This is a genomic window from Vibrio sp. Vb1980, from assembly GCF_033338615.1.
GTDB lineage: Bacteria > Pseudomonadota > Gammaproteobacteria > Enterobacterales > Vibrionaceae > Vibrio > Vibrio alginolyticus.
The window spans coordinates 60,669-76,510 of record NZ_JAWOSZ010000002.1; the positions used below are offsets into that span (position 1 = coordinate 60,669).

General features: G+C 43.3%; 14 protein-coding genes. 8 read left to right on the forward strand and 6 right to left on the reverse strand.

Annotated elements, in window-relative coordinates:
• The first annotated feature begins 378 nt into the window (after window positions 1-378).
• The 6 genes from R7F64_RS03505 to R7F64_RS03530 all read left to right on the forward strand — a co-directional run bounded on the left by R7F64_RS03505 (window position 379) and on the right by R7F64_RS03530 (window position 8,124).
• Window positions 379-1,854, forward strand: coding sequence for a hypothetical protein (locus R7F64_RS03505; RefSeq protein WP_017820023.1), 1,476 nt, complete (start codon window positions 379-381; stop codon window positions 1,852-1,854).
• Window positions 1,855-2,118: 264 nt separating this feature from the next.
• Window positions 2,119-2,889, forward strand: a complete 771-nt coding sequence (locus R7F64_RS03510; protein ID WP_005378438.1) for an ABC transporter ATP-binding protein — start codon at window positions 2,119-2,121, stop codon at window positions 2,887-2,889.
• An 83-nt stretch (window positions 2,890-2,972) separates the two neighbouring features.
• Window positions 2,973-3,743: an ABC transporter substrate-binding protein gene (locus R7F64_RS03515; protein ID WP_005378437.1), complete on the forward strand. Its 771-nt coding sequence runs from the start codon at window positions 2,973-2,975 to the stop codon at window positions 3,741-3,743.
• Between the two features lie 81 nt (window positions 3,744-3,824).
• On the forward strand, window positions 3,825-4,565 hold the full coding sequence (locus R7F64_RS03520) for an ABC transporter permease (RefSeq protein WP_005378436.1): 741 nt from the start codon (window positions 3,825-3,827) through the stop codon (window positions 4,563-4,565).
• A gap of 3 nt (window positions 4,566-4,568) precedes the next feature.
• Window positions 4,569-5,246 (forward strand): ABC transporter permease, encoded by a 678-nt coding sequence (locus R7F64_RS03525; RefSeq protein WP_053303243.1) that lies wholly within the window; start codon window positions 4,569-4,571, stop codon window positions 5,244-5,246.
• A 154-nt stretch (window positions 5,247-5,400) separates the two neighbouring features.
• Window positions 5,401-8,124, forward strand: coding sequence for an ImpA family metalloprotease (locus tag R7F64_RS03530; protein WP_318071464.1), 2,724 nt, complete (start codon window positions 5,401-5,403; stop codon window positions 8,122-8,124).
• Window positions 8,125-8,216: 92 nt separating this feature from the next.
• Here the strand turns inward: R7F64_RS03530 and xthA are convergent, their stop codons facing one another.
• The 5 genes from xthA to dinG all read right to left on the reverse strand — a co-directional run bounded on the left by xthA (window position 8,217) and on the right by dinG (window position 12,700).
• Window positions 8,217-9,023 (reverse strand): exodeoxyribonuclease III, encoded by an 807-nt coding sequence (xthA, locus tag R7F64_RS03535; protein ID WP_005378433.1) that lies wholly within the window; start codon window positions 9,021-9,023, stop codon window positions 8,217-8,219.
• 95 nt (window positions 9,024-9,118) lie between these two features.
• Complete coding sequence (rsmS, locus tag R7F64_RS03540; protein WP_005378432.1) at window positions 9,119-9,283, reverse strand: pleiotropic regulatory protein RsmS; 165 nt, start codon at window positions 9,281-9,283, stop codon at window positions 9,119-9,121.
• Entirely contained in the window at window positions 9,283-9,828 is a 546-nt protein-coding gene (locus R7F64_RS03545) for a primosomal replication protein (protein ID WP_033905048.1), read from the reverse strand. The genes rsmS and R7F64_RS03545 overlap by 1 nt, the downstream gene beginning before the upstream one ends.
• Window positions 9,825-10,610, reverse strand: a complete 786-nt coding sequence (locus R7F64_RS03550; RefSeq protein WP_005378430.1) for a sulfite exporter TauE/SafE family protein — start codon at window positions 10,608-10,610, stop codon at window positions 9,825-9,827. Before R7F64_RS03550 ends, R7F64_RS03545 begins: the two co-directional genes overlap by 4 nt.
• Window positions 10,611-10,624: 14 nt before the next feature.
• Complete coding sequence (gene dinG, locus R7F64_RS03555; RefSeq protein ID WP_318071465.1) at window positions 10,625-12,700, reverse strand: ATP-dependent DNA helicase DinG; 2,076 nt, start codon at window positions 12,698-12,700, stop codon at window positions 10,625-10,627.
• A gap of 515 nt (window positions 12,701-13,215) precedes the next feature.
• Here dinG and R7F64_RS03560 point away from each other — a divergent pair.
• On the forward strand, window positions 13,216-14,247 hold the full coding sequence (locus R7F64_RS03560; protein WP_182038222.1) for a porin: 1,032 nt from the start codon (window positions 13,216-13,218) through the stop codon (window positions 14,245-14,247).
• 76 nt (window positions 14,248-14,323) lie between these two features.
• Complete coding sequence (locus R7F64_RS03565; protein WP_318071466.1) at window positions 14,324-15,001, forward strand: DUF2057 family protein; 678 nt, start codon at window positions 14,324-14,326, stop codon at window positions 14,999-15,001.
• A gap of 85 nt (window positions 15,002-15,086) precedes the next feature.
• Here the strand turns inward: R7F64_RS03565 and R7F64_RS03570 are convergent, their stop codons facing one another.
• Window positions 15,087-15,788 carry a pseudouridine synthase gene (locus tag R7F64_RS03570; RefSeq protein ID WP_042522115.1) on the reverse strand — a complete coding sequence of 234 codons (702 nt, stop codon included), beginning with the start codon at window positions 15,786-15,788 and terminating at the stop codon, window positions 15,087-15,089.
• Window positions 15,789-15,842: the final 54 nt, after the last annotated feature.

Consider the following 15,842-nt stretch of genomic DNA (forward strand, 5'->3'; position numbering starts at 1 on the left):
AGCTATTGTTAGATTTGTTACACGTCGACACTGTGCCTAAGCATAGCTAATAACTTATTGTGTTGAGGCACAAAAAAAAGCCTCATCTTTTGGCAGGAGTCTAGCAAGATAGCCATTTAGGGTGATTGATTTAGATCACTTTAAGAATGGTTGTGAAATAAAACTACAGAAAGTTTCTGGCATGCGAATGAGATGCGGAGATCTTGTGTAATTTCATTACACAAGTTGCATAAAATTAGAACTTTTTGTCCTTTTGCACGAGATGCAGATTAAATGTCAATATTCACGATGATTATATAAAGCTGGCTTTATTCTTGCTTTGGACAGAGCAAAGACAATTTTTTGGCTAATCATTGCCGCTCAGTTTAGGAAAAAGACATGAAACAGCTTAAAGTACTGCCACTAGTGGCAATCATCTCAGGGTTAATGGTCGGTTGCGGCGGCGGTGGCGGCGGTGGCGGTGGTGCAGCGCCGAAAACTGCGTTTACTTTTGATTTTGCTATACCAGCAACAATGACTGAAAGTGAAGCAACTACGAAAGGTTGTACTGTATATGACCACAAAACTGAGCTGAACGGCGATAAAACGGTTTTAACCTACAGTGCAGCGTCAAAAGAGCAAGTGACCAACTATGTTATCGGTTACTACTCTGATGCCGATGGCAAAAGATCCGGAGACATTATCAAACCTACCACTGATAACTTTAAGTTTTATCTTGAAGATATCCCTGACGGCGGCTTTGTAACGTTTCAAGCAATAGAATTTAACGGCAAAGAAGCTCGCGTAAACACGTTTTCAAAAGAGTTCTTGCAAGATAAGAAACTACGTAATGCTACTTTTGCACTAAACCGAGACTCTTTGAACAAATGCTTTACTGGCGGTAACTTAGCAAGCAATAAGTTTACTAACTTAGATTACCGAAACGCTGAATCAGGTGGCGGAGATTACAACTTTGTCTCGCAAACCGATATTTTCACGTCTCCGAACCCTGATATGTTGCCTACTGATGAACTGATGGGGCTTAAAGGTGAACCAACGGCATTGTTTCAGTATGAATCAGGTTCAAGCGACAAAGCGCTTTACCAGTATGGTATTGGTTCGTGGGGAACTGGTGAGATAGCCTTAGTTAGAGCGGATAATACGTCAAACATTTATTCGTCTTCTGACTATACTTACGACTCGCTCAACATTGGCTTTGTTACTAACGGCTTTGCATATGACGCGTTGAAGCTGGATAAAACGGCCGTTGAATATAATCGCCCTAGTGCAACGAATAAAGAAACTTGGGTATACATGGCGTTCTCAGAGAATCAAGTTAATGGTTGGGAGTCTCTACTTAACGAAACGATCTCTGACGGATGGGATATTGACGTTGATCCGAGTGCTTACTTAAATATTGATAACCTGCCGAACACAAAACCAAGTGTATCAACGCAAGGAAGTGCAGAGTCCGTGATTGATCTGGACATGGGCTTAACATCGTCTACTGAAGGCTTTACTCGTGTCGCTTACTTTGCAACTTCAGGCGACTACAGGGTCACACATCGCATTTTCACAACAAGTGATAGTGATTCTGTTGTTGTTCCAGAATTGCATTACTACAACTTCCCAACATCGGCCGTTAACGGTTTGAAAGTTTCAGCTTCGGACGATTTTAATCGCACTGCTTTGGTAGTGAATGAAGATAGTAATATTGATTCTAAAGTTTTCATGAGCTTCTTCTCCAATGGTGAAGCGTCAGAGCCTGAACTAGATGAAGACCTAGATGGCATCATTACTTCTGAAAAAGAAGGCTTAGAAAATGAGGTGACATTACGTACTTCAAACTCGTTGGTAGTCAGTCGTTTTAATTAATTCATTGCGACCTCGAATAGGTTTCAATTAACACTTTTGTAAATTTATTAAGCCCCTTTGAAAGGGGCTTTTTTATATTTAATATTCAACTTTTGAAGAATATGTTGCTATATATTGCATATTAATTTGTCTATCGTATCTTTCTATTCGAATTATTTAGGTTAATAATTTGTTGCAAGTTTCAGAGGGCGATGCTAATTTGTTCCGAATTAGAGAGGGCGGAGTCCCTTAATTGCAGTGACAAAAACACAGGGAGTAGGGCGCATGAATGATGTACCAGCGCTAGATATAAAAGACCTGCACAAAACATTTGGACAAAATGAAGTTTTAAAAGGCATTTCACTTGCCGCGCACAAAGGAGATGTTATCTCCATCATTGGCTCTTCCGGCTCAGGTAAGAGTACCTTTCTCAGATGTATCAACTTGCTAGAAACGCCTACCGCGGGCGAAATTTGGGTAAATGGTGAATTAATCCAAATGAAGAACAACAGAGCAGGTGAATCTGTTCCTGCTAATGAAAAGCAAGTCCAACGTATTCGTTCACGCCTGGCAATGGTTTTCCAAGGTTTCAACCTCTGGTCTCACCTAACCGTACTAGAAAACGTGATTGAGGCGCCTGTTCATGTCTTAGGCGTGCCAAAAGCTCAAGCGATTGAAAATGCAGAAGTCTTGCTTAAGAAAGTAGGCTTGTATGAGCGTAAAGATTATTACCCTGGGCACTTATCTGGCGGCCAGCAGCAACGTGCAGCTATTGCCCGTGCGCTAGCAGTTGACCCAGAGGTGATGTTGTTTGACGAGCCAACTTCTGCGCTTGACCCAGAACTTGTAGGAGAAGTTCTGGGGGTAATGAGAGATTTGGCAGATGAAGGGCGAACTATGCTGGTGGTCACGCACGAAATGGCGTTTGCGCGTGACGTATCAAACCATGTGATGTTTTTACATCAAGGCTTAGTGGAAGAACAGGGAAATCCAGCTAAGCTATTTACAAACCCGGATTCAGAACGATTACAGCAGTTTATCTCATCCATTTACTAATATTTGTTAGGCGGCAGACTATTGCCTCCTAAGCCAACACAGCAAACAAAACGAAATAAAATAGCAATCACAGGAGTATGGAAATGAAAAAGTGGTTATTAGCAGCAACGATTGCTGCAACGGCAGTATCAGGTGTTGCCCAAGCGAAAGAATGGAAAACAGTTCGCTTTGGTATCGAAGGTGCTTACCCTCCGTTTAGCTGGACAGAAACTGATGGCTCAATAAAAGGCTTTGACGTAGATATGGCAAATGCACTCTGTGAAGAGATGCAAGTGAAGTGCAAAATCGTCGCTCAAGATTGGGATGGTATTATCCCTTCTCTTCTTGCACGTAAGTACGATGCCATCATCGCAGCAATGTCTATCACTGAAGAGCGCAAGAAAAAAGTCGATTTCACTGGCAAGTACGCACAAATCCCAAATAAATTTATCGCTAAGAAAGGTGCTGGTCTAGATTTTGATAATCTTAAAGATGTCAAAATTGGCGTGCAACGTGCGACGACACATGACAAGTACTTAACTGACAACTACGGCGATGATGTTGAAATTGTGCGTTATGGCTCTTTTGATGAAGCGTATCTTGATCTAGAAAATGGTCGAATTGCTGCCGTTTTAGGTGATGCGTCTGCTCTAGAAGAGGGTGTGATCAACAAAGCAGGTGGCGAAGCTTATGAGTTTGTTGGACCGTCGTTAACCGATCCAAAATGGTTTGGTGAAGGTATGGGGATCGCTGTTCGTAAACAAGACAAAGATCTGACGAAGAAACTCGACGCAGCAATTATTTCACTACGTGAGAAAGGTGTTTACCAAGAAATTGCTGGTAAATACTTTAACTACGATGTGTACGGTGAATAAACCGTAATTAAGCGACCGTTGGCTTGTTCCTAGAAGTAGTCAACGGTCGATTTTTTGAGTTTAGGGATTAGGAACTCACCTATGCTAGATTTACAAGGATACGAAGCTTCGATTTTGAAAGGAGCTTTAGTAACAATAGAAGTTGCAGTGCTTTCACTCATTCTCGCCATGGTCTTAGGCATGCTTGGCGCATTAGCTAAGTTAGCACCTTACAAATGGGCAAGGGCGATTGCCACTCTTTACACCACCGTCATTCGCGGCATTCCAGATTTGGTTCTGATGATGCTAATTTTCTTTGGTGGACAAATACTTTTAAATAACAGCCTTTACTCCATCAACGAAACGCTCAACGAGTGGTTTGCCTCGAGTGATCCAAACCATGAATGGACGTCTTACTTACCTGATTATATTGATGTCAGCCCATTTATTGCTGGTGTACTCACGATTGGTTTTATCTTTGGTGCCTACATGGCGGAGACTTTTCGTGGAGCGATCATGGCGGTGGACAAAGGTGAGCTAGAAGCGGCGAAAGCTTATGGGATGAGTTCTGCTTTATCGTTTAGAAGAATCTTACTGCCTCAGATGATTCGTCATGCATTACCTGGATTTGGTAATAACTGGTTAGTGTTACTTAAGACCACTGCGTTAGTTTCCATTATTGGTCTGGATGACATGGTGAGAATGAGCTCATTGGCAGCAGGTACAACGAAAATGCCGTTCACCTTTTACATGGCTGTCGCGCTCATCTTTCTATTTTTTACCAGCGTTTCGACCGGGCTACTCAAGCTTGTTGAGCGTAAGTTCAGTATTCATGCGAGGTAAGTTATGGACTTTTCTTTGATTATTGAAAGCTTTCCAACTTATCTTCAGGGACTTTGGACAACAGTTTGGTTAGTGGGATTAGCGTTGGTTATTGGCTTGTGTGTCTCTATCCCATTAGCCGTGGCACGCAATAGTACCAATTACGCTCTAAGCTTACCTTCTTGGGGATTCATTTACTTTTTCCGTGGAACGCCGCTATTGGTTCAGCTGTATTTGATTTACTACGGCATGGATCAGTTTTTCCCTGTGAAAGATACCTTGTGGGAGAACGCTTGGTTCTGTGCTTTGGTCGCTTTTATTCTGAATACATCGGCTTACACCGCAGAAATTATTCGTGGTGCGATTAATGGTTTGCCGAAAGGTGAGGTGGAAGCTGCGAAAGCCTATGGCATGAGTAAGTTTATGACATACAGACGTATTATCTTGCCGAGTGCATTGCGTCGAGCATTACCAGCTTATTCCAACGAGGTCATATTTATGCTGCACGGAAGTGCAGTCGCGGGCATCGTTACCATCATGGATTTAACTGGTGCTGCGCGTCTAGTTAACTCGCGCTACTATGCACCATTTGAGTCTTTCCTGACGGCGGGGCTGTTCTACATGGCACTGACGTTTATGATTTTGTGGTGTTTCAAAGTGGCAGAGAGGCGTTTCTTAGCTTATCTACGTCCTTTAAGCTAATTATCAATAGAGGCAATAGCACCGGAATGGGTGCTATTGCTTTTGATAATTTTGTTATCTTCATTCCTATTTTTCCAGCCGATATAAAAGACTCTTTCTTATTATTCATTAACTTACATTAACATTCGGTAAACTCATTGTTTAGTAAGTAAAAATGAAAAAAACAATTCTATCGTTGGGCATTGCCGCCTTAGCCACAGGATGTGGTGGGGGAGAGGGAGAATCACAACCTAATGCTCAAGTAAAACCAACGCCAGCTCCAGTTCAACAGGCTCTGGAAACTGGTAATGCACTGCTCGTTTCTGACCCGAGCGATTTCATTCGTAAAAGTCATCAGGTTGTGGAAGCTCACAAGATGCAGTCGAATACGATCAAATCTGCAATTGCGAAAAGCCTTTCAGGTCTTTATTGGGATCCAACCCATGATGCCGCGATCTTGGCACCTCAGTATGGCTTCAACGACACCATCTTGATGACCAATAAGGCCATGGCAAGCGGTTACAAAGATCAAGCTCTGTCAATTGGCGTTGCCGGGGAAAAGTCTAATGGTCAACGTTACGCACTATTAGGTAGTAACCCATTTAGAACGGCACAACGTTTTCCCGACTCTTCCAACGCGGCGATGACGCAATGGTTAAGTAACCTGGTCACTTGGTTGTCGGGCGGAGTTACTTCAAACGTCGTCATCGCGCAAATGGATCAGTCTTATTACTTTCCGGATGAGCAAGCGACTCGGAATTGGCTGAAAGACAATGTTTCACAAGAGTTGGCGTTTAACGAGGCCAACCTATGCGATGGTTCGAAGCTACTTAGCTGCTTGCAAACCAATACTCCAAACTTATTGATCTTGTCACAGCATCTGCAATCTGGAGATACCAACAAACCAGTACTCGAAGCTTTGGAATACGCTGAGCAAGCCCAAATTCCTGTTCTATACCTGCATTGGGATGGAGGACTAACTGATCTTGGCCAAGACATTTTGGAAAAATTCCATGTTGATTATGTGGGAGATAACTATTGGCGTAAGTTAGGCTTGGTCGACTGGGAACCTTCATCGTTGATGAACGTTGTGCCGGATTCTGTTATTACACAACAAGCGTTGTTGTCTCGTTTTGAATCTCAAAATTTCAACGTTGACTTGTCACTGTGTGATGACAAATCCTGCCCTGACACTGCGAATATGGACAGTCAATTTTATGCAGGGGCAAACAGCATTCGCCATTGGTTGCAAAAGCTTGATGAACAAAAAGTAGATTTGTTTAATCAAAACGGCTACCAATACGAAAAACTCATGGTATTGCTGGCTGATCATTATCGTCAAACGGTTGTCTTCCCGATGGACAAACAGTCAACCCAAACGACCGAATTCCTAAAGTCGTACTTTGCCGATTACGTGCAATACAACAGCCGAAGCGTGAACCCAAAACAACCAAATATGGGGAACTTCAGCCGTAGTGAGTTTAGCCCTGAAATAAAGAGAATCAGTGCAACGATTAATATGGAATCAAAGCGTAACTTCCGTTCGGCTGGTGTGTATGCGCTTCCTGGGGAAACTTTTACGGTTAAACGTAATGACAGCAATGATGTGGCGACTAAGATTGTCATCAACACTTTAAGAAGTGGTGCAACTCATGAGTTCAGCGAAGATGGATACACGCGACCAAAACTGCTGACTTCATTTGCTTACGAAGTCAAAGCGGGTGAAACCATCACGCTGACTTCTCCTTATGGCGGCCCAGTACAGGTTCACTTTGACAAAAATGATGTTCCGGTTGAACTGAAATTTAATCATGTGGCACAGCATCCAGTTTGGAGAAGTGAGAAGGACAACGACGCTTTTATTCAACAGTTAGAAGCCAATTTATTCGATTGGGCTGAGCTGATCACTCCTGGGTTTGAAGTACACTCAAAGCGCGACAAAATGTTGGAGTCGGTCAACGATGAAATGTGGTCTACCCCTTCGGAAATGGCGCTTGCAACAGAAGAATATGTTCACAACTACCCGCATGTGCTGGCAGGTTTCCAAGGGCCGGGCATAGATGAAGTGCCTGAAATTATTCAATACGCCCAAAACCAAGGTTGGGAAATCGCCAATATTGATACAGTGAAGCACATGAACGCTGACCAAGCGACGTGTGGTTATGGTTGTTCGGGTAACCCTTACGATGCTTACTGGTCATTCAGCCCACTCGGTCACGGTGATTTACATGAGCTTGGTCATGGTTTAGAAAAAGGTCGATTCCGATTTTCAGGCTGGGAAGGGCATTCAACGACCAATTACTACTCGTATTACAGTAAGTCTCGTTTCTTCCAGAATACGGGAAAAGTTTCAACTTGCCAAAGCTTGGATTTCAAAGGCCAGTTTGAATTATTGCAAGCTAGCCGAACTCAAGCGGATCCAAACGCATACATGGCTGCGCAAAATCAAACCAGTTGGAGTTGGGGCGCTCGTGTTTACATTCAAATGATGATGGCGGCGCAGCATGAAGGTGTGCTTAAAAATGGTTGGCATTTATTGGCGCGCTTGCACCTGATTGAACGTGAGTTTAACCGCTTAAAATCGGACGACGCGCTTTGGGATGAGAGACGATTGAGCATTGGTTTTGCCAACTACTCTCGGGAAGAAGCAAATAGCATCTCGAACAACGACTGGTTGCTTATTGCTCTGAGCTACATCTCTCAGCGAGATATGACTAACTATCTCGATATGTGGGGGTTCTCGTTCACAGAAAAAGCGAAACAGCAGGTTGTGGCGCTGAATCTACCGCCGATGCCGCTCACTTACTTTGCAAGTAGTAATACAGGCTACTGTCTGAACGAATTTGCTCAAACACCGATAACTATTGATGGTCAAACGGTTTGGCCGCTGAATCAGTGATTAACTGGTAATTTGTATGAAAAGGGAGACAGAGTCTCCCTTTTTATTGGACTAAGCTTAGCGTTGAGTCTCGCTTATAGCTTTGCAATATATTACTTAAATGTTGACCAGATTGGTGCGTGATCTGAAGGCTTCTCGATACCACGAAGCTCATAGTCGATACCAGATTCAATACACTTTTCCGCTAGAGAAGGGGTTGCCAAAATGACATCAATTCGTAGGCCACGGTTATCATCAAAACCGCGAGAACGGTAGTCAAACCACGAAAATTGATCGTTCACCTCTGGGTATAGCTTACGGAAGGTGTCCACAAAGCCCCAGTCTAGTAAGGTTTTCAACCATTCGCGCTCTTCAGGTTGGAATGAACATTTACCTGTTTTTAGCCAACGTTTACGGTTTGGTTCGCCGATACCGATATCTGCATCAATAGGGCTGATGTTGATGTCACCCATAACAATCAATTGCTCGTCGTTATTGTGATGATCGTTTAGGTAGGTCATCAGATCTTTATAGAATTGGCGCTTGTATGGGAATTTGGTTTCGTGGCTGATGTTATCCCCTTGAGGGAAATAGCCGTTTAGCACAGTGACCTTTTCGCCGTTTTCATTTAAAAACGTTGCCATGATCATGCGCTTTTGATGTTCCTCGTTATCCGTCGGGAACCCTTTTTGTACGTGTAGAGGCTCTTGCTTACAAAGCATTGCTACGCCGTAATGTGCTTTTTGACCATGGAAATACACTTTGTAGCCCATGGCTTCGACAGCTTCAATCGGGAATGCTTCATCGTGAACTTTAATTTCCTGAAGACCAATCACATCAGGTTGGTGTTTGTCGATTAGCGCTTGGAGTTGGTGCAGTCGCGCACGTAGTCCATTGATGTTAAAGCTGATTACTTTCATTATTTATCCTTTTGGGGGCGTACTTTTTTATGAATAGTATCATTGTGTAAGAGCACTGAAAATGAGTCTCGGTGAAAGGATTGAAACGCTCTGAGCTACTTTGCTTTTAATTTGTTTTCTAAGTCGTTTTGCACGATCTTTAAAGCGTTAAGCGCAACTTCTGGATCTATCTCATTGCTCTCAAGCAAATAGATTAAATCGACAGCCAGTTTGATCTCTTCAGGTGCGTCATCTAAAGGCGAGGTTGGTTGGTCAGCCATTATTGATGTTTTTCCCTATGTGTAATTTGGTTCTCTAGCTTAAGAAGTGCTGCTTCACAACGCGCTAAACGTTGCTCGGTTGCTAGTAATACTTTTTGAGCGTCGGCACGCATAAAACTCGGAGCGCTTTCGACAGCACGTTCTTTTTCTAACACCATCTCGCGCAAGCGTCTTGCCCACTCTTGGTGTTGAGCGAGTTCCTGATAAAGCACGTTGATAGGCTTGCGGAAATAGCTGCTATGTTTGATTTCATTCTTACGAATTTTAGTGGTAGAAATCTCGCGTTGAATTGCACCGATTTGCGCCACTAACCGTTCAGTGAGGTACTCAGCACGCAAAGCGGTGAGCTTACCTTCATTTTGCTCACGCACAATCGCATCCAGCGTGGCTTTTGCTTCTTTTACGCAAGGAGTAAGTAAGCGAGAGCGGCAACCAAATAAACGCTCATCAAAAAGCGGAACATGATGTTCGCCTCTTTGACGGTCAAGAACAGCGGCTTGCTTCGCCATTTGTTCTAGATTTTCCTGGAGTTGAGAAATGTTCATGACAAGCCTACAAACCATGCGTCATAAGCCAATTTAATGGCTAGTATGCTGACGACAGTAACAAATACAGGACGAATGAATTTAGAACCAAATCTAATAGCGGAGTGCGCGCCAACAAAAGCACCAGCCATTAAACATACTCCCATTGTTAAGCCTAGCACCCAGTTGATGTGTCCGAGGAATGCAAAAGTGATCAAAGAGGTAAAGTTACTGGTAAAGTTCATTGCTTTTGCTAAGCCAGAGGCGAGCAAGATATTCAGTCGGTACAGCGCCATTGAACTTACTGTCCAAAAAGCCCCAGTTCCAGGCCCTGCGAGTCCGTCGTAGAATCCTATGGATAAGCCTTGCATGTACTGTTTTTTATGAAGTTTTGGGCAAGGCTCGGGTATTGGACTTTGATGAGCAGAGTGGGGCGTTTTATGAAAAACGGTATACAACGCTGCCGCCAAAATAACAAGCGGCAATCCTTTTTCCAGCCAATCCGTACTAATCGCATCTACAAATAGCGTACCTAATGTCGCTCCGAAGAGTGTCGCCACGAATGCACGCCGCCAGCATTGAGGCTTGAATAGACGTTTTTTGTAGTACGTAAATGCCGCAGTAGAAGAAGCAAAGGTAGCGGCAAGTTTATTGGTGCCTAGTGCAATATGAGGCGGCAAGCCCAGCGACAGTAGAGCAGGTACGGTAAGCATGCCACCACCACCGGCAACTGCATCAATAAATCCAGCGACAAAAGCGACAAGCGCCAACACCAACAGCATGGTTGGCTCAATCATTTCCATAAATGGTGATTCTTCTAATATTCTATTTTACGTTTAAATGGAGGTAGTGAGTCGATTAAGGCTTGTCCGTATCGCTTAGTGACTAGGCGTCGATCAAGAATCGTTACTCTACCAGAATCTCTCTCTTTACGCAGTAAGCGACCTACGCTCTGGATCAGCTTTTTGCTTGCGTCTGGTACAGTTATTTGCATAAACGGGTTTCCTCCTTTTTTCTCAATGTATTCGGAATGAGCCTGCTCAACAGGGGAGGTTGGAACGCCAAATGGAATTTTTGTAATCACCAAGTTTTCAAGTAATTCGCCAGGTAAGTCTAGCCCCTCAGAGAAACTGCCAGTACCAAATAAGACGCTGGTTTTATTTGATTCTATTAACTTTTTATGTTTTTTTAGAATTTCTTGACGTGAGCTTTCACCTTGAACTTGCAACGCCCAGCCTTTTTTTATGAACTCCGAAGAGAGTGCCTTCGCGACTTGGTTCATCTGCCAATAGGATGAGAATAATACTAAGTTGGCTTTCTTGTCTTCCAAGTACTTAGGCAATATCTCGATAAGATATTCAGTAAATTGAGGCGCTGGTGGTTCATATTTCATCGCAGGGATGAGCAATTCTGCCTGGTTTTGGTAATCGAATGGTGACGCAAGCGCTAAAAACTGAGTGCCTGATTCTGGTTTTCCATCAATACCAACCTGATGGCAAAAGTAATGGAAAGAGTTTAATGCACGCATCGTTGCGGAAACCAAAATGGCGCCAATACATCTGCTCCAAATCTGTTGGTCGAGTTGCCATCCAATTTCAAGTGGCGAAACACTCACAATGAAATCACCCTCGCGATCGGGGTGGGTTTCTAACCAGCGAGCTAAAGGCGCACCTTTTTCACGAGTTGGTTCAGCCATTAAATGCCATACTTGCGCTAGGTTTTCTAACCTTTGAATGTAGAAACCGAGCTCTGCAAGCGCTGGTTCAGCCAACCTTGTCGCAAGCTCCCCGTCTTTTACTCTTTCCGCAATAAGGTCGGCAATTTTTGCCACGCTCTGATTTGCTTTTTTACTGAACTGTTTTAGTTCTTTGGATTGGTTCTCTAGCCACTCAGGTAGTTCACCGTGTTCGAAGCGGTAGATACCCTCTTCAAATTGAGCTGGGTCGAACTGTTTGGGCAATTGAGTCAGTGCCGGTATCAAGTTCTGAACCGCGTCTTGAAGGTCGTTGCGAAATCGAGCTACGCGTTTCTCGTCTGCGAGTGATGAAAACTTACTAATCGACTGATTTAACTTCTCAAGCCATGCTGCCGCACCTTTTAAACTCGCAGATGCTGAAGCATGGTCACGAGCGACGTGAGGTAAGTGATGTGCCTCGTCGAAGACGTATATCGTATTTTCTGGCTCAGGTAAAATCACGCCGCCACCTAAATCTGCGTCTGCCATGACGAGAGAGTGGTTAGCAATGATGACATCGTTTTTATCCAACTCTGAGCGCGCTTTTTGGAATGGGCAGCCGCGGTGGCCTGGTAAACTGTTATTGCAACTGTGTTTATCACTGACAATCAGTTGCCAAAGCTTATCGTCGATGGGTTTAGGCCAAGAATCACGGTCACCGTCCCATTTACCTTGCGCAAGAGAGCGATGCATTGTTTCTAACAGCTCTATATCTTTTTGCTTAGGTTTGGTTTCAAACATGGCTAACTGGCCACCATCAGCACCGCTAGCAGTGGCGAGCTTTTCTGCACAACAATAGCGTTGACGGCCTTTTGCCAAAATAAAAGAAAACTCTCGGTCGGTAATCCGACGAAAAAGAGGGAGGTCTTTATTTATGAGCTGCTCTTGCAGAGCGACGGTCGCCGTTGAGATAACCACTTTTCTATTGTTATGTACAGCCACGGGAATGGTCGCCATTAGATAGGAGAGCGATTTACCAATTCCAGTCCCTGCTTCTGCAACGAGTATTCGGTTAGATTTGTGATAATGACCGCACAGCGTTTTTGCAATCTCTGCAACAAGGTAGTTTTGTGCTCTTCTAGGCACAAAGTTATCAAGTTGATCTTGAAGGTTTTGATAGCTATTACGAATCGATTTTTGAATGTTACTGGTCAGCATACGGGCCTCAAATGCGTTGGAGGCGAATAGTAGCACACATCACTAGTTGTACAGTAGTTCACAAAACGGAATGCTTTTATAAGGAATGTAGATCTCCTTCACAAAAAAATATTGAACCTAATCTTAATGAAATTAATTTCATTATATGAAAAATATAAAACTCTAAATATGATGTTTTTGTGGTTTTTTATTCCATTTTATGTGTTTCATAGAGTCTGTTTTGGGTTTAAAATCTCATTGTTAACGGTTTTATAAATTATGAAAAATCAAGAGGATTGATTAGATGTTCGTCGAGTAAATAAAGATAAGCATTACAAGTTATTGTTTTTTAATATTATTTTTGTTTTTTTACATTGGCATTTAGAAAATTTGACAGTCAGAATAATCTTTTGCACTCTTAGCTCCAGATTTTGAGGAGGCGTTGTATAACCTTTTGTTAACGCTCTATCTCAAACATATAAAAAAAGGGAACCGGACAAGGATATCCCGAACTAAGAAAAGGCAGTGGATTAATTATGAAAAAAACTCTATTAGCACTAGCTGTAGTTGCGTCTGCAACTTCAGTGAACGCAGCTGAAGTATTCAAATCTGAAGAAGGTTCTGTAGATTTCTACGGTCAGCTACGTCCAACTCTTCTATTCCTAGACAGCACAGACCACACTGCAGAGCTAAACACTAGCTCTTCTCGTATGGGTGTAAACGGTGTTTACGTTGTAAACGACAACCTAAAAGTTCTGGGTGAAGTTGAAATCGGTGTTGCTCTAGGTGACAACTACGGTGCAGGTGCTGATTCAAGCGAGCGTACTGATGACTCAGTATACGTACGCCGTCACATCTTTGGCTTCGACATGGGCGATATGGGTACACTTCGTTTTGGTAAAGAAGGTACTTGGGCTGATGACATCTACGGAGCTGATTACTCATACTTCTTCGGTGGTTCTGCACTTCTTTACGGACACGCGTGGAACAACTCTTCTCAAATTAAATACGCTTACGAAAATGACGCATTCTGGCTAAAAGCTGGTTACGCGCTAGGTGAGAAAGATCAAAACGAAGAAATCCGCGAAGTATTCGTAGGTAAGTCTTTCAATGACCTATCTGTACACGCTGGCGTTCTTTCTTCTGAGAACAAGATTGCTTCTAAAGGTAACAACACTGAAAACCTATCTTTCGAAGTAACTGCTGAATACGCTCTAGATGAGCACACTCTAGGTGCTACGTACTACTACAACGAAAATGAAGACAAAGCAGCTAACGAGACTATCGATTCTCACGGTATCTCTCTAGCAGGCATGTTCGTTGTAGCTCCTAAAACAACACTTTACTCTGGTTACGAGCTAGTAATGTCGTCTTCTGACCAATCTGGCAAGAAAGATGGCGACCAATCTAAATTTTACGCTGGCGTTGAATACAAGTTCTCTAAATGGGCTCGCGTATTCGCAGAAGCGGGTTACAATTTTGATGGTGATAAGCTAGAAGCTGGTAAAACAACTGCAGCAACTGATTCTAAAACTGACTTCGGTGTTGGTGCACGTTTCTACTGGTAATCAATACCCAGTTTGATATTGTAAGACCCAGCTATATGCTGGGTCTTTTACTATGAAGATAAGGATGAAAAATTCTATGCAGTTATCATTAAAAGTGGCAATGGCGTTGTCTATTCTTGCCAGTACAAACCTTTATGCTGCAACGACTTTAGTGGTTCCAGAAGACGTGAAGTTATTGGCCGTCAACATGGAGAAGCCAAAACTTGAGGGGGGACTTTTCTCTAGTGAGAAGACAATTGAGATCCCTGACGGAACTAACCAAATTGTCTTCAAATATCAACCTGCTTTTGAAACAAACGAAAACCTTAAGACGGTTTACAGTGATGTAATCGTTGCTAAATTTGATGCTGAAAACGAAAAGCTAACGTTTGAGCTGCCAGAGTTTAAAACTCTTCGCCAAGCGCAAAACAACATCTCGCCTCTAGATTGGCAATTACTGGATACCAAAGGCCAACCTATTGCTTTGGTCGAAGATGTATTAGAGTCAGATGGTGTTCAAATTGGTCGTAATTACCCTCAAGAAACTCGTAACTACAATATTGCTGGCGGTATCGCGAGTGTTGCTGTTAGCTATGTAACTGTGAATCAGCATCAACAATCAGTAAGTGATATCGAGCCTCGAGTTGAGACTAGTGATACCCGTTCAACAGCCGCATCGAACGACAGCCCAATGGTTGATGTATTAAAGACGATGTACCAGAAAGCGTCTCCGGCGGAAAAAGAGGCCTTTAAAAACTGGCTTGCTGAGCAGTAATCCCTTAGTTCATTAGATAGGGCTTAACTGAAAAAGTACGAATCTAAAAAGCAGGCTTTAAGCCTGCTTTTATCTTTTCTGCTTATTAGAGAGAGATTTCTCTCCATTCACCAGGCATTAGGTCGTTAAGGACGATATCACCCATCGAATGACGAATGAGGCGCAAGGTAGGGAAGCCAATGTGCGCAGTCATGCGACGCACCTGACGATTTCTTCCTTCAATAATGGTAATGGCTAACCAAGTTGTAGGGATATTTGCTCGAAAACGAACCGGAGGCGTTCTGTCCCAGACTTGTGGTTCTGGAATAACTTCAACTTCGGCTGGTAGAGTCATACCATCTTTTAGCTCTACTCCCTTTCTCAATTTTTCAAGATCTTGCTCCTGAGGAGCGCCATCGACTTGAACCCAATAAGTCTTCGGCGATTTTGACTTTGGCTGCGTTAGCTTCGCCTGCAAGATGCCATCGTTAGTGAGTACCATTAAACCTTCGCTGTCTCGGTCCAATCGGCCAGCCGCATAGACATTTTTGATCGGGATATAGTCCGCTAACGTTTTGCGACCATCGCCATCGGTAAATTGACTGAGCGTATCGTAAGGCTTATTGAAAATAATGACTTTACGATCTTTAGGGGGCACTTTTGGCTTTTGGCTCTTTGTTGGGCGATTAGGGCGGCGGTCTTGCTGAGTACGAGTCTTCGAGCCATTGCGAGCTCCTGAGTGTTTAAAATGGCCCGTTTTAGACTGGTTACGACTGCGACCTTTTTCCTGACCTGTACGAGATGACATGTTAACTACCCTGCAAAAATGTAAATGAACTGTGTTTGAAAGTTTTAAGTTTTC